The sequence below is a fragment of the Kurthia senegalensis genome (assembly GCF_000285595.1).
GTDB lineage: Bacteria > Bacillota > Bacilli > Bacillales_A > Planococcaceae > Kurthia > Kurthia senegalensis.
This window is the reverse complement of the sequence record NZ_HE611065.1, coordinates 334904-358161: the sequence shown is the minus strand read 5'-3', so window position 1 is coordinate 358161 and position 23258 is coordinate 334904. Positions and strand designations below refer to the sequence as shown.

Genomic DNA, 23258 nt, shown 5'->3' with positions numbered 1-23258 from the left:
CGAAAAAGAGGAATGTCTCATTGAGACATTCCTCTTTTTTTTATAATGAATTATGACGTAATGTATGTAGTGCTTTCTCGAGCGTTTGTTTATTTTTTTCAGTAATTTCTTTTTTACGCGGAATGGGTGTAAATAAAGGATCGGGATCATCCCAGTTTGGCATGAGGGTTACGGGTGATTCTCTTTGCCACTGCTCGAGCCACTGTTTTGGAATAGGCCCATGTGGTTGTTTGAAATTACTCATCTCCGTCCAAATGTATGACCATGCACGAGGAACGACACGCCAAATATCATAACCACCGCCACCAACTGCAATCCAACGTCCTTCGCAATATTCATGTGCTAATTCGTGTGCAACACGTGGGATTTCTTGATAAATTCGCATCGTACATGATAAGTGTGTGAGCGGGTCAAAGTGATGAGCGTCAGCGCCATTTTGCGTTAAAATAACGTCCGGTTTAAAGTCATGCACAATTTCACGCAAGGCCGTTTCATAGACGTCTAAAAAAGAATCATCTTCGGTAAAGGCATCAATCGGTATGTTAAACGAAGTACCGTACGCATCACCCGTTCCACGCTCTGTAATAGACCCTGTACCGGGAAATAAGTAACGACCTGTTTCATGAATGGAAAAAGTACAAGCATTCGGGTCATCGTAAAAAGTAAATTGAACGCCGTCACCGTGATGGGCATCGGTATCTACGTATAAGACGCGTGCATTGTATTTTTTTTGCATGTATTTAATCGCTACGGAACTATCGTTATAAATACAAAATCCAGATGCTTTATTTTTAAAGCCATGATGCAATCCACCGCCGAGATTGACGGCATGTTGAGATTTGCCTTGCATGACGTAGTCACAGGCCGTTAGTGTAGCACCTACGATCGATGCACTCGCTTCGTGCATATTTGGAAAAATAGGTGTGTCTTCTGTTCCAATTCCATACGGTTCACCTTCTTCAACTGTAGCGTAGCCATGACCTGCACGACGAACGATGTCAATGTAAGTACGGTCAAACACGAGTGCTAATTCTTCATCTGTTGCTATACGTGGTGCAACGATTTGTTCTGGAGAAAGGGCACCGATTGCTTCTAAAAGCGTCATCGTTAACTGAAGCCGTTTTTGATTGAAAGGATGTTCATCTGAAAACTTATATGTTAGTTGGTCTGGAGAATAGACGAATACTGCGTCTGTCATCGTATTTAGATGTTTGGCCATAGTAGTTCGAAACCCTCCTTCCGTAAATCTTCAATAATTAGTTGTGGACTAATGCTTTTAATACGCAATGAAACAATTTTTTTAAGTGAATCTTTCGTGTCTGGATATACGAGTAAACTCATAATGCTTGCACGATGTGTGGCACAAATTGCTGTTACTCTATGCAGAGTACCTACTTGGTCGGGCACTTTTAGTTCAATTTGAGAACTCGGTTTATGGGCACCCGTTAATTCGATATACGTGTATAAAATATCTGTGCCGGTTAAAATGCCAACGAGTTGTCCCTCAGATACGATCGGCAAGCAACTTATTTTTTCCTCGAAAAAAAGTAATGCCATTTCTTCTACAAAATCAAGAGGATGAGCGACCATGACATCGGTCACCATAAATTCTTCAATGAAACGATTGTTTAGCGCATGGCGTTGCTCGGTCAATAGAGAAGAAGGGAGTGCGCATTTTAAATCATGTTCACTAATTAATCCGACGAGTTCAAGTGTCTCTGTGACGATTGGAATGTGTCGAATATTTTTTGTGCGCATTAGTTCTTCTGCTTCTCGCAACGTATTGTCTGGACGTAATGTATGAACATCTTGAATCATTAAATTTTCCACAAGCATAGAGAAAGCCTCCTACATTATGAATTATGGTAACGATTGTAAAATCGAATACGGTCAAACGCATCGATACTTTGTTGTGAGACACGGCTACCAATTCGAGCCATTAAGCAGTTTGCTGGATGCGAAGCAATTTCAGGGTCATCTGTCGTATATTCAATTAACCCACCTGCATTCATCATTTTTTCCATCATTTTTCGATAATCCCAAACGGTGAGTCCTGTATTTTTTAAATCCCAATGCCAATAATATTCAGTCGTAATGACGATGAAGTCTTCCATCGCATCATCGCTCATCGCTTGTCGTACGAGCGCTTTACCGACACCGGCACCACGCACGTCTGAAATGACTTCAATAGCACCAAGCTCAATGAGTTCTTCCATTTTAGCTTCGGACCAACGTTCGAGTGGGTCGGGATATAAAATCGTAACATAACCAACGATGAGTTGATCTAATCGTGCTACGAGAATGCGTCCTTCTGGGAACTGCGAAATTTTTAGTAAAGCATCGTATTGTTGTTCGGCAGGTCGAAAAGCTTTTAATCCTTCGTGTAATGAAAGGGGGAGAAGCGCTTCATAAGACATAGGACCTTCTATCGTGAGCGTGCCTATGCGACTTTCTAGTAATTGCGAAGAAAATACTTTCTTATGGTTCACAAATGTACCTCCTTTGTTTAATCAATATGTCCATTTTATTATACAGGAAAAATTTAGAAAAAAATAATTTGAACGAAAAATAAATCACATAAACGAGAATTTTTTGACTGATTTATGAAAAGTGAAAATAAAAAACTCGAAGCTTATTTTGCTTCGAGTTTTTTTGGTGTGCTATACAGTAGAGAAAGTTATTCACCACTAGATGGTGTAGTTGTCGTACTTGTATCTGTAGAACTGTTAGAACTAGAATTCGTTGAGCCGGCTCCAGTTGAGTTTGTTGAGCCCGAGTTTGTCGAACTTGAACTAGTAGAATCCGTATTTGTCGAACCCGCTCCAGTCGTATTCGAATTAGTAGTACTTGAGTTCTGCGTACTTGTCGAATTCGAGTTGCTAGAACTTGATGTGTTTGAGTTGCTAGTGCTTGGACTCGTATAACTTGAAGAACTTGAACTTGTAGAGTTCGAACTTGTTGAGTTATAGCTAGAAGAACTTGATGTACTTGAAGAGCGCGTATTCGGTGTGCCCGTCGTTGTAGGTGTCGTTACTTCCGGTTCTTTTTTAGGTCCTTTTAATGCTTCCACGCTGCCACCAAATGGTTGCAGAATTTGGTATGGTGTGTAAGATTTTAATGAAATGAGTGAGTTCACTAAATCTGTCGTACACGCTTCGCCTTGAATCGTACACGTTGAGCGACTTACGACAGAGGTAGGACGGCTAAACGTTTTACCACCGGCTGTTGCTAACTCAGGGTTCGTATCGTAAATAGAGTTCATTACTTGACCCCATAGGCGATTTAAACGTTTCGAAGGTTTACCGTAGTAACCTTCACCGTAGCTTAGTGTTGTTGGTTGGTCATAGCCTAACCACATGCCAAGTGAAATATCTTTGTTGTATCCCATAAACCAAACATCGTTGTATTTTTGAGTCGTTCCGGTTTTGGCTGCAAAGTCTGCACTGAATTTAAGTGTTGATTTTGCTACTTGACCTGTCCCTGATTTCAATACGTCTCGTAACATGTCTGATACGATATAAGCTGTTTCAGGAGAATATACTTTTTTCGATTTTGCTTTATGTTTATAAATGGTTTTACCGTCGTTATCAACGATTTTCGTAATCATATAAGCGTCGACGAATTTACCTTCATTGGCGAATGTCGCAAATGCATTCGTGTTCTCTTCAAGTGTAGCACCGTATTGAAGACCACCGAGTGCAGCGGAATATGTCGTACGGTCCGTATCTGTAATGTGTGAGAAGCCCATTTTGTCTAAGTAGTTGATCGGATTGTTGTTAAAGTTTAGACCATAGACACGTACAGCTGGTAAGTTTAACGAGTTTTTCAATGCATCACGAGCTGTTACGAGGCCTTTCGGTGTAGCACCCTCATAGTTTTCAAGAGGTTTCGATGTAGACCAACCGTGCGTCGTTACTTCTACGTCAGGTACCATACTACCGGCACTAATGATGCCGTTATCAATAGCTGGGCCGTAAACGAGTAATGGTTTAATTGTGGAACCATTTTGTCGAACCGATTTCGTTGCGTGGTTTAGTTCTTCTAAATTGAAATCACGACCACCGATGAAACTTAAAATTTTACCGGTTTTATTTTCAATCGCAATCCCACCAACTTGGACAGGTGCTTCGACTGTTTTCGCTTCGCCTGTTTCTGAATCGGTCGTTTGACGAGAAAGTGTCATCCCGTATCCACTGAAGTTTTTCGCTGTTTTATTCATCGCATCGTACATTGATTTATCAATTGTTGAATAAATTTTGTATCCTTTTGTACGTAATTCACGGTCAGCTAAAATTTCATATTTTTCACGTAAACGTTTTTCATTATCAATTCGTTTACCTTCGATTCCATCACGTTTCGCGATGATTTTCGCCATGATTGTTTTTGCTTGCCCTTCTATCTCATACGTTACGTAAGGGTATTTTTCAGTTGCTTTTGCTTCTTTTGAACGGAAGTCTTTTTTTATGTTGTACTTGATTGCTTTTTGGTATTGCTTATTCGTAATTTTTCCTGTTTCTTTCATACGATATAAAACAGTTTTCATACGATTAATGCCGATTTTTAATTGTTTATCGTCTTTCAATTCACCAGTACGTGTGAACGGTGTATAAGTGAAAGGCGATTGGGGAATACCTGCGATATATGCTGCTTGAGCTAGATTCAATTTATTTGCTTTTACATTGAAAATACCTTCAGCTGCTGTTGCAACCCCGGCGATATTCGTTCCGCTCGAGTTACGACCGTACGGAATAACGTTTAAGTATGCTTCCAAAATTTCATCTTTTGTCATGAAGTGTTCTAAACGCATCGCTAATAGTAATTCTTTTGCTTTACGTTCGTAAGATACTTCATTCGTTAAAATTTGGTTTTTAATTAATTGCTGTGTCAACGTTGATCCACCCGTTTGTGAATCAGAATTAGATACATCTTGTAAAAGTCCGCGTAACACAGCTTTCGGTACAATACCGGTATGCTCGTAGAAATATTCATCTTCTGTTGCAATAACCGCATCGATCAATTGAGGGGAAACTTCTTTTAATGTCGTTTCTGTACGCTCAAGATCCGTACGCATTTTACCTAAGTATTTTTTGTCGGCAAAATAAAGCTTACTCGTTTCTTCATAGTTATGAACTGCAGTTGTCATTTCTTTGCTTGTCGTAAGCTTTTCTTCTTTTACAAGTGAAGCGAAATAACCAGCACCGATAGAACCGACAAAAATAATTCCGATGAACGCTATTAAAGCGAGTAAGATGAGTAGGTTTTTGAGCACGCTTGATGTGATTCGGAAGTAGCGTGTCCATCTTTTTTCAGATAACTCATCGATACGAGCATCGAATTTTTCGATCCACTGTTTAAATTTGTTCACTTATGTGACGTTTCTAAAAGTTCACGTATGGTGATGTTGCTACTTTTAGAACGCCTTCCTCCTTTATACTCCAAATGAAGGGACTATGTTATGGCAACAATTTAACGTAGTTTTCAATGAATTTTTTAAGGTTCAATCCACTGTGTATGAATACATACACATATTACCCTAATCAATGATGAATATGCCAATTTATAGCATTTTTCAGTTTGATTTTGGAAATCAAAATCTCGTATATTATACCATAATTGAATTCCAATATTGACATTTGGATTATTTCAAACGATAATTACGTATATATTATTCGAACGGCGAAGAATGCGCAGTAGTAAATCAGATTCCCTGCTTAGAGAGCTAACGGTTGGTGAAAGTTAGTCATAGTCGATTTATGAAATACACATTCGGAGGGAGACGTAGCGCTGCGATAAAGCGAACGAAGCGGGAGATTTTAATAGTCTCCAAGCCGGGTGGTACCGCGTTATACGTCCCTAACGTCCCTGCATCAATGTGAATTCATTGTTGGCAGGGACGTTTTTTTATACAAAACGGTATTTAATAGGAGGAATAATGATGGCAAATGCATTAGTAGAAGATTTAAAATGGCGTGGGCTTTTATACCAACAAACAGATGAAGAAGGTATGGAAAAATTATTAAATGAAGAGAAAGTTTCTTTATACGTAGGTGTCGATCCAACAGCAGATTCAATGCATATCGGACATATTGTCCCGATGTTAACACTTCGTCGTTTCCAACAAGCGGGTCACCAACCGATTCTTTTAGTCGGTGGCGCAACGGGTATGATCGGGGATCCATCAGGTCGCTCATCAGAACGTAATTTATTAACAGCAGATCAAATTCAACACAATGTGGATTGTATTAAAGGTCAACTTGGTCGCATCTTTGATTTCTCAAATGAAACAAATGGTGCACAACTTGTCAATAACTACGATTGGTTCGGCAACATGTCGACAATCGAATTTTTACGCGACTTCGGTAAATTAATTAACATTAACTACATGTTAGGGAAAGATACGATTTCTTCCCGTTTAGAAACAGGCTTATCTTTCACTGAATTTACGTACACATTAATTCAAGGTATGGATTTTAACCACTTATACGATCACCACAACGTACGCATTCAAGTAGGCGGTTCGGATCAATGGGGTAACATTACGACAGGTCTTGAAATTATTCGTAAAACACATGAAGAAGAAACGAAAGCATTCGGTATTACGATTCCATTAGTAACGAAATCAGACGGTACGAAGTTTGGTAAAACAGCAGGTGGTGCAGTATGGTTAGACGCTGAGAAAACATCTCCATACGAGTTCTACCAATTTTGGTTAAACACAGCGGATTCAGACGTTGTAAAATACTTGAAAATCTTCACATTCTTATCTCGTGAAGAAATCGAAGCATTAGAAGCGAAAGTAGAAGCAGAAGCTCATTTGCGTGAAGCTCAAAAAACATTAGCTTCTGAAATGACAAAATTAATCCACGGTGAACAAGGATTAGAACAAGCACTTAAAATTACAGCTGCTCTTTTCTCAGGTGAGTTAAAAGCATTATCAGTAGAAGAAATGAAAGTCGCATTCTCAGGCGTGCCTTCAGTTGAAGTAGCGAAAAAAGATGCGAACATCGTAGATTTATTAGTCGAAGCGAAAATTTCTTCATCAAAACGCCAAGCACGTGAAGATGTAACGAACGGGGCCATTTCTGTGAATGGTGAAAAAGTGAAAGAACTAGAGTACACAATCGATGCAAAAGATCGCTTAGAAGATGCTTTCACGATTATCCGTCGTGGTAAGAAAAAATACTTCATGGTGAAATTTGCTTAAAAAATTAAATTAAAAGAATTAAATGAAAGATGTTTAATTGGAGAATTCTTCAATTAAACATCTTTTTTTGTGTCTAAATTATGAAAATTTCTATTTTAAACGATAAAATTACTTTTAAATAACGATAAATTCTATTTAATGAAATTATTTTTTGTTTTTTATTTTACTAAAATAAAAAAATAACGTATAAATAAAAAAGTAGATCAGTTTTAATATATATGAATATAACAAAAATTTCCTTTAACATTTTTGACTTATTTTTACAATACTTGAAAATATAATTAAAAAATAAAATAATAAAGTATAGGCTATTTTTAAGGGATTTAAATAGTCTCGTCTATGATTTAAGCAGAGGGTTGGTGAGTAGATGATCGAATTTAACAATGTAAATAAGTTTTATGGAGATTTTCAAGTGTTAAAAAATATTGAATTGAAAATTGAAAAAGGTGAAGTAGTCGTTATTGTCGGTCCATCTGGTTCGGGAAAGAGTACGCTACTAAGATGTATGAATAAGTTAGAAAGTATCACAACCGGTGTTTTGACGGTGAATGATTTAGTTCTAAGCGATAAAAAGACCGATGTTAACAAACTTCGTCGACATATTGGAATGGTATTTCAACATTTTAATTTATATCCTCACAAGACGGTGTTGGATAATATTACATTAGCACCGATGAAGGCACTTAAACAATCTAAAGAAAAAGCGCAACAAACGGCGAGAATGTATTTAGAAAAAGTAGGGATTCCAGATAAAGCAGATGCATTTCCTGCACAACTTTCAGGTGGTCAACAACAGCGTGTGGCTATTGCTAGAGGATTAGCTATGCACCCAGACGTTATGCTATTTGATGAGCCAACATCGGCACTCGATCCAGAAATGATAGGGGAAGTGCTAGATGTAATGAAGTCCCTTGCAAAAGAAGGTATGACGATGGTCGTCGTTACACACGAAATGGGCTTTGCTCGTGAAGTAGCGGATCGAATTATTTTCATAGACAAAGGTCAAATTTTAGAAGATACAAATCCAGAAGCTTTCTTTAAAGAACCAAAAGAAGACCGAGCCAAATTATTCTTAAGTAGGATTTTGAATCATTAATAAATTACGTAGGGGGTTTTATAAGATGAAAAAGAAAAATTTGTGGTTTGCATTATTGACGATGATTTTAGCTGCTGTTGTACTAGGTGCATGTGGTAGTGAGGATAAGGAAAAAGAAAAAGACAGCGGTAAAAATGCATTAGATACAGTGAAAAAGCAAGACAAAATCGTTTGGGGTGTAAAAAATGATACTCGTTTATTCGGTTTGAAAAATCCAACAACAGGCGATATTGAAGGATTCGACATCGATATGGCAAAAGCATTGACAAAAGAAATTTTAGGCGATGAATCAAAAGCCGAATTTAAAGAAGTAACTTCAAAAACACGTATTCCTTTATTACAAAAAGGTGATATTAACGCTATTATCGCGACGATGACAATTACGGAAGAACGTAAAAAAGAAGTAGATTTCTCAGACGTTTATTTTGAAGCGGGTCAATCTCTTTTAGTAAAAAAAGGTTCTTCGATTAAATCAATTGATGATATTAAAAAAGGAACGAAAGTTTTAGCTGTGAAAGGATCTACTTCAGCAGTTAATATTCGTGAAAAAGCACCTGAGGCAACTGTTTTAGAATTTGAAAATTACGCAGAAGCATTTACAGCATTGAAATCTGGCCAAGGGGATACATTAACGACAGATAATGCGATTTTATATGGTATGGCGGATGAAGATAGCAATTATGAAGTTGTTGGGGATACATTCACAGATGAGCCATACGGTATAGCAGTGAAGAAAGATAGTCCAGAATTTATTGCCGAGATTAATAAAGCGTTGAAAACGTTAAAAGATAATGGCACTTACGATGAAATTTATAAAAAATGGATTAAAGAATAGTTCAATTGCTAGGAAGGGCGGCGAAGTTACTTGCTGCCTTTTCATTCTTTATGAAGGGAAATGAGGGGATCAATCTAATGCTAGATTTTAGTATTTTAACGGAAAACTGGGATGCCTATTTAACAGGTTTCAAACAAACGCTTCTCGTGAGTTTATTAGCATTAGTAGGGAGCTTTGCTCTCGGCACATTTTTAGCCATTTTACAAATTGCTCCGATTAAAGTGTGCAATTGGATTGGTACGGCGTATGTAGAGTTTTTCCGGAATATTCCGTTGCTAATTATTGCTTTCTTCTTATATACAGCATTACCTACTTTGAAAATTCAACTAGACGGTTTTCAAGCAGGAACGTTAGCGCTCATTATTTATACGGCTGCCTTTATTGCAGATGCAATTCGAGCAGGTATTTTAGCTGTGCATAAAGGGCAATCTGAAGCGGCACGTTCATCAGGGTTAACATATATTCAAACGATGTGGTACGTCGTATTGCCACAAGCTATTAAAATTGTTATTCCTCCATTAGGAAATCAGTTTATTAATTTAGTGAAAAACTCATCTATTTTAACGATTTTAGCAGCAGGGGAACTTATGTATCAAGCAGACTTAATTTCTTCTCGTACATTTGTAACTTTTGAAGTGTATATATTCGTTGCGTTGTTTTATTTAGTCATTACGATTCCGCTAAGTTCCGCTGTACGCTATTTGGAACAACGTTTAGCGAGAACGTCATAAGGAGGTTAAAGTATGGATATCGCAGGAGCATTAACCGCCGATCATATTAAATTTTTATTCAAAGGATTTTTAGTTACGTTAGAAGTGGCTGCAATTGCTATTGTTTTAAGTTTTATTATCGCCGTCGTTATCGGAACCATTCGTTATATGAAGATTCCAGTACTGTCTCAAATTTTAGGGGCAATCGTCGAGATTATTCGTAACTTACCATTATTACTCATCATCTTCTTCACATTTTTTGCATTACCGGAAGTCGGTATACAGATGACGATTATGGGAGCAGCTATTACTGCTTTAACCGTTTTTGAAGCCGCAATGATTTCAGAAATTGTTCGAAGTGGTTTGAATTCTGTTGAAAAAGGTCAAATTGAAGCAGGTCGTTCAAGTGGATTAAATTATATTCAAACGCTATGGCATATCGTATTACCTCAAGGGTTGCGCAGAATGGTTCCACCAATGGTTAGTCAATTCATTTCTTTATTGAAAGATACATCTTTAGCTGTTGTTATTGCACTTCCAGAGTTAATGCATAATGCACAAGTAATTAATGCGCAAAATGTAAATTATATTATTCCAGTTTTCGTATTTGTTGCCTTAATGTATTGGATAGTGAACTTCACATTATCGAAAGTAGCGAAGCGTTTAGAATTAAAAGTGACTTAGACTTAATACTAAAAACGTCCTTTGAATAATTGATTCAGAGGACGTTTCTTGTTTTCATCTGTTGATACGTAAGTTATGATATGAAAGGAGGAGAGATCTATTATGAAAACAATGACAGCAGAACAATTACAAAAAATGCAAGAAGCGAGAGAAACACTTACCGTCATTGATGTGAGAGAAGATTATGAAGTACAGCACGGAATGATTCCAGGTGCAGTACATATTCCGTTAGGTGATTTAGAATACCGTATTTCAGAATTGGATGAAAGAAAGCCGTATGCACTTATTTGCAAAGCGGGCGTTCGAAGTGAAATGGCAGCACGTTATTTAGAAAGCGTAGGCTTTGACGTGACGAATATTACAGATGGTATGTATGGCTGGGGCGGCGAATGTACGATTCCTACGAAAGACGCGTAAGGGAAACGACTTATTTTGCATTAAATGTAGGAGAAAATAGTTTAATCTTGTAGAATATTGAAAATGTTGTAGAAACTTCTCTTTATTCATGTAAAAATAGAAGTATCGTGAAAAAAGGAGACGTTTATATGAATTTTGATTTATTTAAAATTGCATGGAAAAGCCCAAAAGAAGCTGTTCAATTTATTTTAAAAAATAAATTTTCAGCATATTGGCTCGTATTATTTTTAGCAGGATTCGGTAATGTGCTTTTTGGTGGGTACGATTTGAATGAATATGTGAATCCTTGGTTGGTCCTAATCGGCGTGGTCGTATTAGCAATCCCAACTGTAATCATAGGAAGTTTCTTTGCTTCTCTTTTCGTACATTTTATTGCGAAATGGTTCTTTGGTGGACAAGGAACACTGATTCAAATGACAAAAGGGATGTATATTACATTTTTACCATTTATTATTTTATTGCCATTTGCAATCATTCAATTTATTTGGGACTTTGCCGGTGACATGCCAACAGCAGTTAATTTGATTTTCGCGTTAATTGCATTAGCCATTTCAATCGTATCACTCGTATTAGAAGTGATTGCAATTGCTACTGTTGAAAATATTTCAATCGGACGTGCAGTTGGTACATTCATTATACAATTTATCATTTTAATTATTCTTATTTTTATGATTGCATTTATTGTGACAGCAATCGGATTAGTTTTCTTCGGTTCATTTGAATAAGAAAAAGACCGCATCTTTTTTTAAAGATGTGGTCTTTTTTATAAATACATATAAAAAAACAGGCTGCATAGCAACCTGTTTTTTCGAAAACGCTACTAGCGAGAGTAGTACTCTACGATGTACGCTTCGTTGATTTCAGCAGATAATTCAGAACGTTCTGGTAAACGTACGAATGTACCTTCTTTTTTGTCAGCGTCGAAAGTTACGTATTCAGGAATGAATGAGTTAACTTCGATAGCTTCATTTACAGCTGTAAGGTTAAGAGATTTTTCACGAAGAGAAATCACTTGGCCTGGTTTAACGCTGTAAGATGGGATATCAACGCGTTTACCATCAACAGTTACGTGGCCGTGGTTTACTAATTGGCGAGCTGCACGACGAGTGCGAGCTAAACCTAAACGGTAAACTAAGTTGTCAAGGCGAGTTTCAAGTAAGATCATGAAGTTTTCACCGTGTACACCTTGTTGTTTGCCAGCTTTAACGAATAAGTTGTGGAATTGACGTTCAGTCATACCATACATGTGGCGTAATTTTTGTTTTTCTTGTAATTGTAGACCATACTCAGACATTTTTTTACGTTGAGTTGGACCGTGTTGACCTGGAGCGTATGGGCGTTTTTCGATTTCTTTACCAGTACCGCTTAAAGAAATGCCTAAACGACGAGATAGTTTCCAAGATGGACCTGTATAACGAGACATTTAAAGTCCCTCCTAATTGATTTTTATTTGGTATAAAACAAAAATCAGTTGTATTTAGCGTAACGACCATTTTGCTTTCATGTATGTTCGTTCATGCAGCCGACGAATTACTTATACACCTTCTAGATGAACTAGAGGAGCAAACTGAATAGCTAGGCCATACAACCGCTGCGTTCATTTTACACAAAGACTATTGTACGTGACAGATGAATTGAATGTCAAGCAATAATAACAATCTATCGTTTAAAAAAGAAAATGCGTATAAAAAAATCCTCTTGAAGTTTTCAAGAGGACGTATTTTAATTTATAAAAATTTCTCAAGCGTACGAGCGAACAATTCAATGCCGACACGATCCGTTTCGCTGAAACGATCTTTCGTTGGGCTATCGATATCGAGTACACCGTACAACTGACCGTCTTTTTGAAGTGGAACGACGATTTCTGCATTCGTTGCACCGTCACAAGCGATATGTCCTGGGAAAGCATGAACATCTGCTACGAGCTGTGTTTCCATTGTTTGTGCAGCAGTACCGCAAACACCACGACCGATTGCGATATGTACGCAAGCAGGTAACCCTTGGAATGGGCCTAATAATAATTCTTCATTTTTATATAAATAGAAACCACACCAGTTTACATCTGATAAAAATTGATTTAGTAAAGAAGAAGCGTTACTTAAAATCGCTAACTCGTCTGTTTCACCTGTCATTAATGCGTCTAATTGTTTTGATAATAATGTGTATTTGCTGGCTAAATCGCCTTCGTAAGTAGTTTGTTCGAACATAAAAAAATCTCCTTATTTCATAATATCGTCATAGTAGTTGTGTAAATCACTTGCCTGGTGAGCATCTGAACCGAATACAAGAGGGATCTGTAGTTCTTTCGCTAACGTAATGTAAGACACTGGAGGATAGCTTTCTAAACAATATTTTTTAGAAAGACCTGCACTATTTACGTCGAGTTCATAGCCTTTTTTTGCAATCAGTCGTAAAACGGTTTGAACTTGTGTATCATCATTGATCGTTTCTTTATGGGCTAATTGGAATTTATGAATGAGTGTCGGATGTCCGATTCGCTTCGGTTTCGCCATGCCAAGGTCAGCTTGAATCGATTGAATGATCGTATCATAATATAATTGATAGACAGCTTCAACAGAACCGACTTGTTTAGCGAATGCGATAAACACTTCATCTGAGAAGTCGATACACGTATATGTACCATTATATTTTAAAAAGTGGACCGATAAAATAGCATCGTCTAATAAATGACCATATTTTTTTAAAAATGCGGTCGTTTGTATTTCGTATCCTTCAATGTAGTCGAGTTCGATCCCGATTCGTATTCGAATTTGATTATGATATTTTCGTTGCAATTGTTTCAGTTCATTGACGTATGTTTCAAATTCGTGAATTGTCATAAAGCTATCTCGCTCAGGAGTAGGATCTAGGAATCCCTCTGGTGCGGGGGCATGTTCGGTGAAAGAAATGTCAGTGAAACCCGATGCAATCGCCTTTTCTATGTATTGTTCAAATGAATCTTTCGTGCCGTGAGGGCAGTATGGTGAGTGGATGTGGCCGTCTCGTTTCAATGTGATTCCTCCCGTTTATTGGAAAAATGATGAAAATATGTAGAAAACGCTCTAAAAATAAATGAAAACATGGTACTATTAGAAATAATATAGCATAAGAAAACTATCTAGTACTAGGACAAGGGGGCTTACGATGATCAAATACATTATACCAATCATCATCGTATTAATTGTAATTGTAGCAGTCGTCTTTGTTTTTCGTAACAAGCATAAGGCAGAGATGGAACGACTGCAACAACTTCGAAATGAATTGCATAAGAAACGCGTGCAAGAGGAACTAGCAAAAGTAAAAGTATTAAACATGAACGGTCAAACAGAAGAACTGTTTGAAAGTTGGAAAAATAGTTGGAATCAAATTAACGATCATGAGTTTCCTAAAATCGATGAATTATTAGAAGAAGGAAATGAAAAGGTAAGTAAATTCCAATTTAGTCGTGTAACGAGTATAGAACAAGAAATTGATTCACGTATACGAGAAAGTAATGAAACGATTGATAAAATTTTAGAAGAACTTGAACATTTATTAGCAAGTGAAAAACAAAGTACCATTGAAATCGAACAACTCCAAGAACAACATCGTACATCTCGTAAAACGTTATTAGCACATCAATATTCATTTGGTGATGCAGCAAACCCTCTTGAAGAACGATTAGAACAATTTAATCCACAGTTCGAAGAGTTTAAGCAGTTAACGGAATCTGGCGATTACTTAAAGGCGAGAGAAATCGTTGAACACTTAAACGAAGAAGGACAACAAATATTTAAATTAATCTCGACAATCCCTGGATTGCTACGTGAAATTCAAAAACAAATTCCTTCTGATTTACAAGAATTACGTATCGGTCATAATGAAATGGAAGATACGGGATTTTACTTGAAGCATTTAGAAGTAACTGAGTGGATTCAACACACAGAAGAAGAGTTACAAGAATTGAAAAAACAAATTGCACAGTTGAATGTGACACAAGCAGAATTACGTGTACAAGAAATTCGAGAAGATATCGAACATTTCTTCGATGCACTTGAAGCGGAGTTCACGTCTAAGCAATTTGTTGATGAACATGTTAAAGAAATTGGTAGTCGCCTGAATGAAGTGCTTGAAAGTACAGTTGAAACAGCTGATGAAGCGGCCATCGTTCGTAAAAGTTATCATTTAGATGATAATGAAGCGGCAATTCCAGTAAATTGTAAACAAGAACTGCTTAGCATTAAACAACGTTACGAAGCGCTCGTACAAGAGCTTGAATTGCATCAAGCGGCGTATTCAATGATTGAGAAAGAATTGAAAGAGACGCGTAATGATGTTGAACGTATTTTTGAAGAGCAAGATCGTTTTGCAGATCGCTTGCAAAGTTTACGCATTGACGAAAATAGTGCAACGCAGCAGTTAAAAACATTACAAATGAACTTACGTGATACAGAGAGACGCTTACATAAGGCTAACATTCCAGGCGTTCCAGATAGTATTGAAACACGATTGTCAGAAGCGGCGGAACAGTTGTTTATTGTTGAAAACAATTTAAAAGAAGTTCCGTTGAATATGCCAACTGTTTTTGAATCTGTGAAATCGGCTGAAGTGGCAGTAGGCGAAAGTACGAAGCACGTAGACAGTATGATTGAAGATGTGAAGTTAGTTGAACTACTTATTCAATACGGTAATCGCTATCGTCATACGAAGCCAGGTATGGATGAAAATTTAGGTTTAGCAGAAGATGCGTTCATTAATATGCGTTATAGTAAAGCACTTGAAATTGCTGCGAAAGCGGTAGAAGAAGCAGAACCAGGCGCATTAAAAAAAATGGAAGACATCGTGAATGAAACGTTAAAAGTAAAATAATGAATGGAAACAACAGTTAGCAAGTTTTAACTGTTGTTTTTTAATGCTAAGAAATAGTAGGATTAAGAAGTTATTGTTAGCACTATTTCGTGATTTTATAGAAATGACTGATAAAGCAACATATTTGTTATATAATAAATTTTTAGAAAAAACTTATGTTTTTGTAAGGAAAGAAGGAATCGATACAATGATTTATCTTGATCATAGCGCAACGACAAAACCGAATGCGCAAGTGATGAATGCATTTGTACAGGCGAATGAACGTTATTATGCAAACCCCGCTTCTCTTCATGAAATGGGTGTAGAAGTGAACCGTTTGTTAGGTCGCTCTCGTGAACAAATTGCAGGGATTTTAAATACAGAACCAGAACATGTTGTTTTTACTTCTGGTGGTTCAGAATCAAACAATTTTTTAATTAAAGGTCTTGCTCGTGCGAATACGCATCGTGGGAAACAAATTCTCGTATCAAGCATTGAACATGCTTCTGTATTAGAAACAGCAAAAGCACTTGAAACGGAAGGCTTTACAGTAGATTATGTGAAAGTTGATCGCCAAGGTGTCGTTGATTTAGACGACTTAAAAGCAAAATTACTAAAACGAGAAACAGTCGTTGTAAGCATTATGCATGTCAACAATGAAATGGGGGCTATTCAACCCGTTCAACAAATCGCTCAAATTATTCGTGAAAATAGTCGCGCATTTTATCATGCGGATTGTGTACAAAGTTTTGGAAAATTACCTGTTCAATTTAACGGTGAATTAGGTCCAGATGCTTTATCAATTAGTGGGCATAAAATTAATGGCTTAAAAGGAACAGGAATCGCAGCACTTCGTAAACGTACGACAATTGAGCCGATTATTCATGGTGGTGGTCAAGAGATGGGGCTACGAAGCGGTACAGTAGCTGTACCACAAGACGTAGCAATTGCTAAAGCAGCACGTCTAGCTATCCAAAATGAAGCGACAAACGTGGCACATTATACGAAATGGCGTAACGATCTTCATGCATTTTTAGAACCATTCGAAGACGTCTACGTATTGTCTTCAAACGAAGGTGCGCCGCATATCGTATCATGTTCAATCAAAGGCATTAAAGGTGAAGTGATCGTGAATGCGATGCAACGAGCTGGCGTGATCGTATCGACATCTAGTGCTTGTCATTCAAAAGACAATCAAATTAGCCATGTCGTACAAGCGGTAGGTGTTCCGGACGAATATGCACGTGGTGTCATTCGTATGAGCTTTGGTGAAGGGCTAACAGATGCAGATATTACAACGTTCAAACAAGCATTTGAACAAGTGTTGAAACAAGTAAGAGGAGAGATTAAATTACATGAAATGGCATGAGATTTTAGTACGATATGGTGAAATTACGACGAAAGGCCGTAACCGTAATCAATTTATTCATCGTTTACGTGACAATATACGTCACACATTTAAAGATTTAGAGAACATGAAAGTACGTATGGAACGTGATCGTATGTATTTAAGCAGTACTTCTGATGAAGAAATGGAACAAATAATCGAGCGTTTACGCGAAGTATTCGGTGTACAAAGTTATAGCCCCGTTGCAGAATGTCCAACTGATTTAGATGCAATGAAAGCATTAGCGAAAGAAATCGTTCAAACACTTGATTATGAAGGAAAAACGTTTAAAGTTAATGTGAAACGTTCATATAAAGATTTCCCATTAGAAACGTATGAACTAAACCGTGAAGTAGCTGCTTACGTATTAAGCGAATTACCAGGTATGCAAGTTCAAATGAAAAACCCTGAAATTGAATTACGCATCGAAGTTCGTCAAGAAGCGACGTATATGATGGTTGAAGTGATTCAAGGAGCAGCAGGTCTACCTGTTGGTTCAAATGGCAAAGCATTATTATTACTTTCAGGCGGAATTGATAGTCCAGTAGCTGCTTACTTAATGATGAAACGTGGCGTTACAGTCGAAGCTATTCACTTCTTTAGCCCACCATTTACGAGTGACCAATCACTAGGAAAAGTAAAAGAATTGTGCCAAATCATTAGCAAATTTGGTGGGAAAGTTCGTCTACACGTTATTCCATTTACGGAAATTCAGCAAACGATTCAACAAGCTGTTCCGAAAAACGTAACGATGACGACGACACGTCGCTTAATGATGCAAGTTTCAGACATCGTACGTGAAGAAGTGAAAGCGAAAGCGCTCGTAACAGGCGAAAACTTAGGGCAAGTTGCTTCTCAAACTTTAGACAGTTTAGCTGCTATTAATGCCGTGACAACGACACCTATTTTACGTCCATTAATTACGTATGATAAATTAGAAATTATCGATATCGCACAAAAAATTGGTACGTATGAAACGTCAATCGTACCGTTTGAAGATTGCTGTACGGTATTTACACCAGCAAATCCAAAAACAAAACCACGTACAGATAAGATCGAGTATTATGAAAGCTTTACAGATTTCGACGAAATGATTGAACGTGCTGTTCGTAATCGTGAAGTGCATAACTTCCCTCAAGTAGAAGTGGTAAACGACTTCGAAGACTTATTATAACAATTCATGAAACCTCTGTTTGCTCATAAATTGTGAGTAAACAGAGGTTTTTTGTCGTTTTTTGAAGATTTTCGTTAAAAAATAAAAAACATGACAATTGTTAGTACCAAGTAATAATAATTAGTGTTAATATTTAGCTATATAAAAATGGATGTTCAATTGAGGAGGAATTCAAATGGATCAAAAACAATTGATCGCACCACCAATTTACAACTTAGCGACGGAAATTAGACGTTTTGCGGATCAAACGAATCGTACAGCACTTATTTATGAAGATGAACAAGGAACGAAACAAACGATTGGTTACGATGAACTTGTGAAGCGTTCAAATAAAGTATCACATGCTCTACAATCATTAGGACTTAAACAAGGGGATATTATTCTCGTAATGGTACCGCGCTTAATTCAAGCGTATACGATTTATTTAGGTGCTATTCAAGCAGGGATTACGGTCATTCCAAGTTCGGAAATGCTACGTGCAAAAGATATTGATTACCGAATTGTACATAGTCATGCAAAAGCAGTTGTCGCCTATGCACCACTCGTAGACGAATTTGAAAAAGCAGCGCACGGACATACCGTGCAAAAATTAGCAATCGGAGACGCAGACGGTTGGCTTAATATTTCTACGTTAACGGACGGTTTTTCAGATGAATTTGATGTCGTTCAAACGAAAGCGAACGATATGGCATTTTTATCTTATACGAGTGGAACGACGGGAAATCCTAAAGCAGCTGTGCATACGCATTCATGGGCGTATGCACATTTACGTACCGCATCAAAAAATTGGCTAGGTGCAGAAGAAGGAAAACTCGTTTGGGCTACGGCAAGTCCTGGTTGGCAAAAATGGATTTGGAGTCCATTCTTATCTATTCTCGGTACAGGAGCAATCGGCTTCGTGTATAACGGCCATTTTGAACCGAAAAAATATTTACAACTTCTACAAGATTACAAAGTGGAAGCGCTTTGCTGTACGCCGACAGAATACCGTATTATGTCAAAAACGGAGCAATTAGAAACGTATGATTTAAGCAACTTACGCAGTGCTGTGTCTGCCGGAGAACCATTAAATATTGAAGTCGTGAATACGTTTAAGCGCGCATTTGATTTACTCGTGAGAGACGGTTACGGACAAACGGAAAATACATTACTTGTCGGTACGTTATTAGGGATGGAATCTCGTCCAGGCTCAATGGGGAAACCGACGCCAGGAAACCGCGTAGAAATCGTAGATGAAGAAGGTAATGTGTGTGCGGATGGCGTTGTTGGTAATATTGCTGTGCATCGTTCAACACCTGCTTTGTTTAAAGAATACTTCGAAGATCCTGAAAGAACAGCGCAACAATTTATTGGTGAGTATTATATTACTGGAGACCGTGCTAGACGTGATGAGGATGGGTATTTCTGGTTTGAAGGTCGTCGTGACGATATTATTATTAGCTCAGGCTATACGATCGGACCGTTCGAAGTGGAAGATGCCCTTGTGAAGCATCCGGCAGTAGAAGAATGTGCTGTCGTTGCAAGTCCACATGAATTACGTGGAACGATCGTTAAAGCATTTATCGTGTTAAAAGACCGAACACGTGTAGAAGATCCAACTTTTATAAAAGAACTTCAAAATTTCGTTAAAAATAATACAGCACCGTACAAATATCCGCGTGCGATTGAGTTTGTAGAAGACTTACCGAAAACAATATCTGGTAAAATTCGTCGCATCGAATTAAGAGAAGCGGAATATATGAAATAGTGAAGAAGAGCTGAGATTTTTCTCGGCTCTTTTTTTGTTACGTCGAATGACGTATTTACAATTCATAAATTATCTTTATATAATGAACTATTCGATGTTTGAAGGAGATGTACGATGCAAAATCAACAAAAGGGCGTCATCGCAGCACTCGGAGCTTATTGCATGTGGGGATTATTCCCACTTTATTGGCAAGGGTTAGCCGCTGTTGATAGCCAAGAAATTTTAGCGAGTCGCGTTATTTGGAGCTTTCTATTAACGTTATTATTTGTCGTTGTAATTCGTAAAGGAAACGAATTATTAAAAGATGTCAAAGCGCTCTGGCAACGAAAGAGCGATTTTTGGAAGCTTACGGTAGCTGCCTATTTAGTTACATTGAATTGGTATTTATACATTTGGGCTGTGAACCATCATCACATTATTGAAACGAGCTTAGGATATTATTTAAATCCGATTATTTCTATTTTACTCGGCATTATTTTCTTAAAAGAACGATTATCGAAAGCACAAATTGTCGCAGTAGGCATCGCGATTTTAGGCGTTGCGATGATGATTGTGAATTATGGAACGGTTCCATGGATTGCGCTAGGATTGGCGTTCTCATTCGGTATTTATGGCTTACTGAAAAAAAGCATCCATTTAGATGCGACACGAGGGTTAGTTATTGAAACGGCATTCGTTTTACCGATTGCACTTATTTATTACATCTATTTAGCTGTTGAAGGAAAAATGGCATTTGGTATGGTAGACTTGAAAACGACCATGTTATTAATTGGTGCAGGAGCGGTTACGTCGATTCCACTTATTTTATTTGCGATTGGCGCACAAAACATTCCGCTTTATTTAGTAGGCTTTATTCAATACGTATCGCCGACAATTGCACTTTTACTCGGTGTTTTCGTCTTCCATGAATCGTTCGGTAAAATTGAATTTTTATCATTCGGTCTCATTTGGATTGCGATTATTATATTTTCAGTGACAACGATTTTAGATGTAAGGAAACATCATCATAACTAAATAAGTTGGAAGGGGTTTTTTAATGAATACGAAAAGATGGATTGCTGTAGCAATCGCCGCATTTTTATTTTTCGTTTCGATTGGGTTTAGCGCATTGTCGTTACTACTATCGAAAAATGTATCAGAGCAAGTAACGTCGATGTTTGATGACCCAGAAGAAGATTATTTGACCGAAACAGTTAAACAATCCGGGTCATCTTCAAAACGAATTGCACTTCTAACAGTAGATGGGACAATTCAAGATACAGGGGAAGGTTCTTTATTTCTTCAGAAACGTACAACCATCAAGCATTTATGAAGCAACTAGATGCTGTAGAAAAGATAAAAGCGTAAAGGTGTCGTATTAAACGTCAATTCACCAGGTGGTGGCGTTGTAGAATCGAAACAAATTTATGAGAAAATAAAAGAAATTCAACAAAAACGAAGCATACCTATTTACGTATCAATGGGATCGATGGCTGCTTCTGGTGGTTATTATATTTCAGCACCTGCAGATAAGATTTTTGCAGATGAAGAAACGATTACAGGGTCAATCGGTGTCATTATGCAAGGTGTGAATTATAGTAAATTAGCTAAAAAATATGGCATTGAATTTGAAACGATTAAAACCGGACCGTATAAAGATATTATGAGTGGTACGCGTGAGGCGACTGATGGCGACCGTGAAATTTTACAAACGATGGTAGACGAATCGTATGCGCGTTTCGTTAACGTCATTGTAGATGGTCGTGACTTATCAAAAGCAGACGTGAAAAAATTAGCAGATGGTCGTATTTACAGTGGATCACAAGCGAAGAAAAATGGTTTAGTTGATGAATTGGGGTATGAAAGTGACACAATTGCTGCGCTGAAAAAAGACTATCAACTAAAAGATGCAGAAGTGTTTGAATACGACGGCTCTGATAGCTGGGCTTCTTTATTTACAGCGAAAGCAAGTTCATTCTTAACATCTGGTTCAGCAGATGCACACGTCATTTCAACTATTTTGAAAAACTATAATAGCGCACCTCGTATGATGTACTTATACGGGGAAGAGTAGGGGGCGTTCATAGTGATTGAGCAACCAATTGAGCAACCAATTGAGCAACCAATTGAGCAACCAATTGAAAAAACATTTACGAGAAAGAATGCCGGCTTTTGGATTCGCTTTTTTGCTTATAGTGTTGACGTTTTATTAATTTGGGCTGTATGTAAATTACTCATCGTTGGAAGTGTATTCCGTCTTATCGGAGTAGACCACCCGATGTTTTGGATTTTCAGCTTGAAGGCATTAGCGGGGAGCTTGTTATTTTATGCCTATTTCGTTTTGATGACGAAGTGGCTGGGGCAAACACTCGGCAAAATGATTTTTGGTCTACGTGTCGTTTCAGATAAGCAAGAGCATTTAACGTGGACGACTGTGCTTATTCGCGAATGGATCGGTCGCTACATTTCTGTGACAATTAAACTGTTATATTTTGTTGTAGCATTTACACCGAAGCATCAAGCGATTCACGATTTGTTGGCAGATACACGCGTAGTTTATGAAAATAGCTACGAAACGACAGAAATTCACCAAAACACGTGGCAACAAGAAGTGAAACAGTTGCAACAACAAGGTGAAGTTTAGTAAAATTGGGATAGAATATTTAGGAGGCGTTGTGAATATGGTACAAGTAACATTCGGAAATCAACCTGTCACTTTAGTAGGGAAAGAATTATCAGTAGGAGACCAAGCACCAGATTTTAAAGTGCTTGATAATGCTCGTTCTGAAAAAACATTAGCAGACTTTAAAGGTCAAAAGCTATTAATTAGCGTTGTTCCTTCATTAGATACGGGTGTTTGTGATGCACAAACACGTCGTTTCAATGAAGCTGCTAGCGAACTTGGTGAAGGTTATAAAGTATTAACTATTTCTATGGATTTACCATTCGCACAAAAACGTTGGTGCGGTAACGCAGGTGTTGAAAACGTAGAAACGTTATCAGATCACTATGCAGCATCTTTCGGTGAAGCATACGGCGTTCTTATGCAAGAACATCGCTTATTGGCTCGCTCAATCTTCGTTGTAAACGAAGCAGGCGAAGTAACATATGTTGAATACGTATCAGAAGGTACAAACCACCCAGATTACGAAAAAGCATTAGAAGCTTTAAAAGCACTTTAATAGAGTACTTAGTATA

At 37.6% G+C, this 23258-nt stretch carries 21 protein-coding genes and 1 pseudogene; 15 read left to right on the top strand and 7 right to left on the bottom strand.

Annotation, left to right across the window (positions count from 1 at the left end; all coding sequences use genetic code 11):
• Positions 1 to 40: 40 nt before the first annotated feature.
• The 4 genes from KSHG_RS07085 to KSHG_RS07070 form a co-directional block, all read right to left on the bottom strand.
• A complete protein-coding gene (locus KSHG_RS07085; protein ID WP_010303813.1) occupies positions 41 to 1219 on the bottom strand; it encodes an acetoin utilization protein AcuC in 1179 nt (392 codons plus the stop codon).
• Positions 1204 to 1836, bottom strand: a complete 633-nt coding sequence (locus KSHG_RS07080) for an acetoin utilization AcuB family protein (RefSeq protein ID WP_010303811.1) — start codon at positions 1834 to 1836, stop codon at positions 1204 to 1206. The genes KSHG_RS07085 and KSHG_RS07080 overlap by 16 nt, the downstream gene beginning before the upstream one ends.
• A 17-nt stretch (positions 1837 to 1853) precedes the next feature.
• The gene (locus tag KSHG_RS07075; RefSeq protein ID WP_010303809.1) at positions 1854 to 2489 is read right to left on the bottom strand and encodes a GNAT family N-acetyltransferase; all 636 of its coding nucleotides are present in this window, start codon (positions 2487 to 2489) and stop codon (positions 1854 to 1856) included.
• Between the two features lie 188 nt (positions 2490 to 2677).
• The gene (locus KSHG_RS07070; RefSeq protein ID WP_010303807.1) at positions 2678 to 5365 is read right to left on the bottom strand and encodes a transglycosylase domain-containing protein; all 2688 of its coding nucleotides are present in this window, start codon (positions 5363 to 5365) and stop codon (positions 2678 to 2680) included.
• Between the two features lie 570 nt (positions 5366 to 5935).
• Between KSHG_RS07070 and tyrS the strand changes: the two genes are divergently transcribed.
• From tyrS to KSHG_RS07035, 7 genes are all read left to right on the top strand, one after another.
• Positions 5936 to 7204, top strand: coding sequence for a tyrosine--tRNA ligase (gene tyrS / locus KSHG_RS07065; protein WP_010303805.1), 1269 nt, complete (start codon positions 5936 to 5938; stop codon positions 7202 to 7204).
• A gap of 367 nt (positions 7205 to 7571) precedes the next feature.
• Positions 7572 to 8300 (top strand): amino acid ABC transporter ATP-binding protein, encoded by a 729-nt coding sequence (locus KSHG_RS07060; protein WP_010303804.1) that lies wholly within the window; start codon positions 7572 to 7574, stop codon positions 8298 to 8300.
• Positions 8301 to 8325: 25 nt separating this feature from the next.
• The gene (locus tag KSHG_RS07055) at positions 8326 to 9135 is read left to right on the top strand and encodes a transporter substrate-binding domain-containing protein (protein ID WP_010303802.1); all 810 of its coding nucleotides are present in this window, start codon (positions 8326 to 8328) and stop codon (positions 9133 to 9135) included.
• A gap of 77 nt (positions 9136 to 9212) precedes the next feature.
• Positions 9213 to 9866 (top strand): amino acid ABC transporter permease, encoded by a 654-nt coding sequence (locus tag KSHG_RS07050; protein WP_010303800.1) that lies wholly within the window; start codon positions 9213 to 9215, stop codon positions 9864 to 9866.
• A 12-nt stretch (positions 9867 to 9878) separates the two neighbouring features.
• On the top strand, positions 9879 to 10529 hold the full coding sequence (locus KSHG_RS07045) for an amino acid ABC transporter permease (RefSeq protein ID WP_010303799.1): 651 nt from the start codon (positions 9879 to 9881) through the stop codon (positions 10527 to 10529).
• A 102-nt stretch (positions 10530 to 10631) separates the two neighbouring features.
• Entirely contained in the window at positions 10632 to 10946 is a 315-nt protein-coding gene (locus KSHG_RS07040; RefSeq protein WP_010303797.1) for a rhodanese-like domain-containing protein, read from the top strand.
• Between the two features lie 128 nt (positions 10947 to 11074).
• On the top strand, positions 11075 to 11671 hold the full coding sequence (locus KSHG_RS07035; RefSeq protein WP_010303795.1) for a YIP1 family protein: 597 nt from the start codon (positions 11075 to 11077) through the stop codon (positions 11669 to 11671).
• 95 nt (positions 11672 to 11766) lie between these two features.
• Here KSHG_RS07035 and rpsD read toward each other — a convergent pair whose 3' ends face one another.
• The 3 genes from rpsD to hisJ all read right to left on the bottom strand — a co-directional run bounded on the left by rpsD (position 11767) and on the right by hisJ (position 13957).
• Positions 11767 to 12369, bottom strand: a complete 603-nt coding sequence (gene rpsD, locus KSHG_RS07030) for a 30S ribosomal protein S4 (RefSeq protein WP_010303793.1) — start codon at positions 12367 to 12369, stop codon at positions 11767 to 11769.
• Between the two features lie 304 nt (positions 12370 to 12673).
• Positions 12674 to 13153, bottom strand: a complete 480-nt coding sequence (locus tag KSHG_RS07025) for a GAF domain-containing protein (protein WP_010303791.1) — start codon at positions 13151 to 13153, stop codon at positions 12674 to 12676.
• Positions 13154 to 13165: 12 nt separating this feature from the next.
• A complete protein-coding gene (gene hisJ, locus KSHG_RS07020; protein WP_010303789.1) occupies positions 13166 to 13957 on the bottom strand; it encodes a histidinol-phosphatase HisJ in 792 nt (263 codons plus the stop codon).
• A 133-nt stretch (positions 13958 to 14090) separates the two neighbouring features.
• Between hisJ and KSHG_RS07015 the strand changes: the two genes are divergently transcribed.
• From KSHG_RS07015 to tpx, 8 genes and pseudogenes are all read left to right on the top strand, one after another.
• Entirely contained in the window at positions 14091 to 15794 is a 1704-nt protein-coding gene (locus KSHG_RS07015) for a septation ring formation regulator EzrA (protein ID WP_010303787.1), read from the top strand.
• Positions 15795 to 15981: 187 nt separating this feature from the next.
• Positions 15982 to 17142: a cysteine desulfurase family protein gene (locus KSHG_RS07010; RefSeq protein WP_026022531.1), complete on the top strand. Its 1161-nt coding sequence runs from the start codon at positions 15982 to 15984 to the stop codon at positions 17140 to 17142.
• A complete protein-coding gene (gene thiI / locus KSHG_RS07005; protein WP_010303783.1) occupies positions 17129 to 18334 on the top strand; it encodes a tRNA uracil 4-sulfurtransferase ThiI in 1206 nt (401 codons plus the stop codon). Before KSHG_RS07010 ends, thiI begins: the two co-directional genes overlap by 14 nt.
• Before the next feature lie 175 nt (positions 18335 to 18509).
• Positions 18510 to 20081 (top strand): acyl-CoA synthetase MbcS, encoded by a 1572-nt coding sequence (gene mbcS, locus KSHG_RS07000; RefSeq protein WP_010303781.1) that lies wholly within the window; start codon positions 18510 to 18512, stop codon positions 20079 to 20081.
• A gap of 114 nt (positions 20082 to 20195) precedes the next feature.
• Positions 20196 to 21095 (top strand): EamA family transporter RarD, encoded by a 900-nt coding sequence (gene rarD, locus KSHG_RS06995; RefSeq protein ID WP_010303779.1) that lies wholly within the window; start codon positions 20196 to 20198, stop codon positions 21093 to 21095.
• A 22-nt stretch (positions 21096 to 21117) separates the two neighbouring features.
• Positions 21118 to 22134, top strand: a pseudogene (sppA, locus tag KSHG_RS16335) (signal peptide peptidase SppA).
• A gap of 12 nt (positions 22135 to 22146) precedes the next feature.
• Entirely contained in the window at positions 22147 to 22704 is a 558-nt protein-coding gene (locus KSHG_RS06985; RefSeq protein WP_010303772.1) for an RDD family protein, read from the top strand.
• 37 nt (positions 22705 to 22741) lie between these two features.
• Positions 22742 to 23242 (top strand): thiol peroxidase, encoded by a 501-nt coding sequence (gene tpx / locus KSHG_RS06980; protein WP_010303770.1) that lies wholly within the window; start codon positions 22742 to 22744, stop codon positions 23240 to 23242.
• Positions 23243 to 23258: the final 16 nt, after the last annotated feature.

Bases quoted from the DNA above. Each gene is read 5' to 3' on its own strand.
- KSHG_RS07085 (WP_010303813.1), bottom strand. From the start codon at position 1,219: ATGGCCAAACATCTAAATACGATGACAGACGCAGTATTCGTCTATTCT.
- KSHG_RS07080 (WP_010303811.1), bottom strand. From the start codon at position 1,836: ATGCTTGTGGAAAATTTAATGATTCAAGATGTTCATACATTACGTCCA.
- tyrS (WP_010303805.1), top strand. From the start codon at position 5,936: ATGGCAAATGCATTAGTAGAAGATTTAAAATGGCGTGGGCTTTTATAC.
- KSHG_RS07060 (WP_010303804.1), top strand. From the start codon at position 7,572: ATGATCGAATTTAACAATGTAAATAAGTTTTATGGAGATTTTCAAGTG.
- KSHG_RS07055 (WP_010303802.1), top strand. From the start codon at position 8,326: ATGAAAAAGAAAAATTTGTGGTTTGCATTATTGACGATGATTTTAGCT.
- KSHG_RS07050 (WP_010303800.1), top strand. From the start codon at position 9,213: ATGCTAGATTTTAGTATTTTAACGGAAAACTGGGATGCCTATTTAACA.
- KSHG_RS07045 (WP_010303799.1), top strand. From the start codon at position 9,879: ATGGATATCGCAGGAGCATTAACCGCCGATCATATTAAATTTTTATTC.
- KSHG_RS07040 (WP_010303797.1), top strand. From the start codon at position 10,632: ATGAAAACAATGACAGCAGAACAATTACAAAAAATGCAAGAAGCGAGA.
- KSHG_RS07035 (WP_010303795.1), top strand. From the start codon at position 11,075: ATGAATTTTGATTTATTTAAAATTGCATGGAAAAGCCCAAAAGAAGCT.
- rpsD (WP_010303793.1), bottom strand. From the start codon at position 12,369: ATGTCTCGTTATACAGGTCCATCTTGGAAACTATCTCGTCGTTTAGGC.
- KSHG_RS07025 (WP_010303791.1), bottom strand. From the start codon at position 13,153: ATGTTCGAACAAACTACTTACGAAGGCGATTTAGCCAGCAAATACACA.
- KSHG_RS07015 (WP_010303787.1), top strand. From the start codon at position 14,091: ATGATCAAATACATTATACCAATCATCATCGTATTAATTGTAATTGTA.
- KSHG_RS07010 (WP_026022531.1), top strand. From the start codon at position 15,982: ATGATTTATCTTGATCATAGCGCAACGACAAAACCGAATGCGCAAGTG.
- thiI (WP_010303783.1), top strand. From the start codon at position 17,129: ATGAAATGGCATGAGATTTTAGTACGATATGGTGAAATTACGACGAAA.
- mbcS (WP_010303781.1), top strand. From the start codon at position 18,510: ATGGATCAAAAACAATTGATCGCACCACCAATTTACAACTTAGCGACG.
- rarD (WP_010303779.1), top strand. From the start codon at position 20,196: ATGCAAAATCAACAAAAGGGCGTCATCGCAGCACTCGGAGCTTATTGC.
- tpx (WP_010303770.1), top strand. From the start codon at position 22,742: ATGGTACAAGTAACATTCGGAAATCAACCTGTCACTTTAGTAGGGAAA.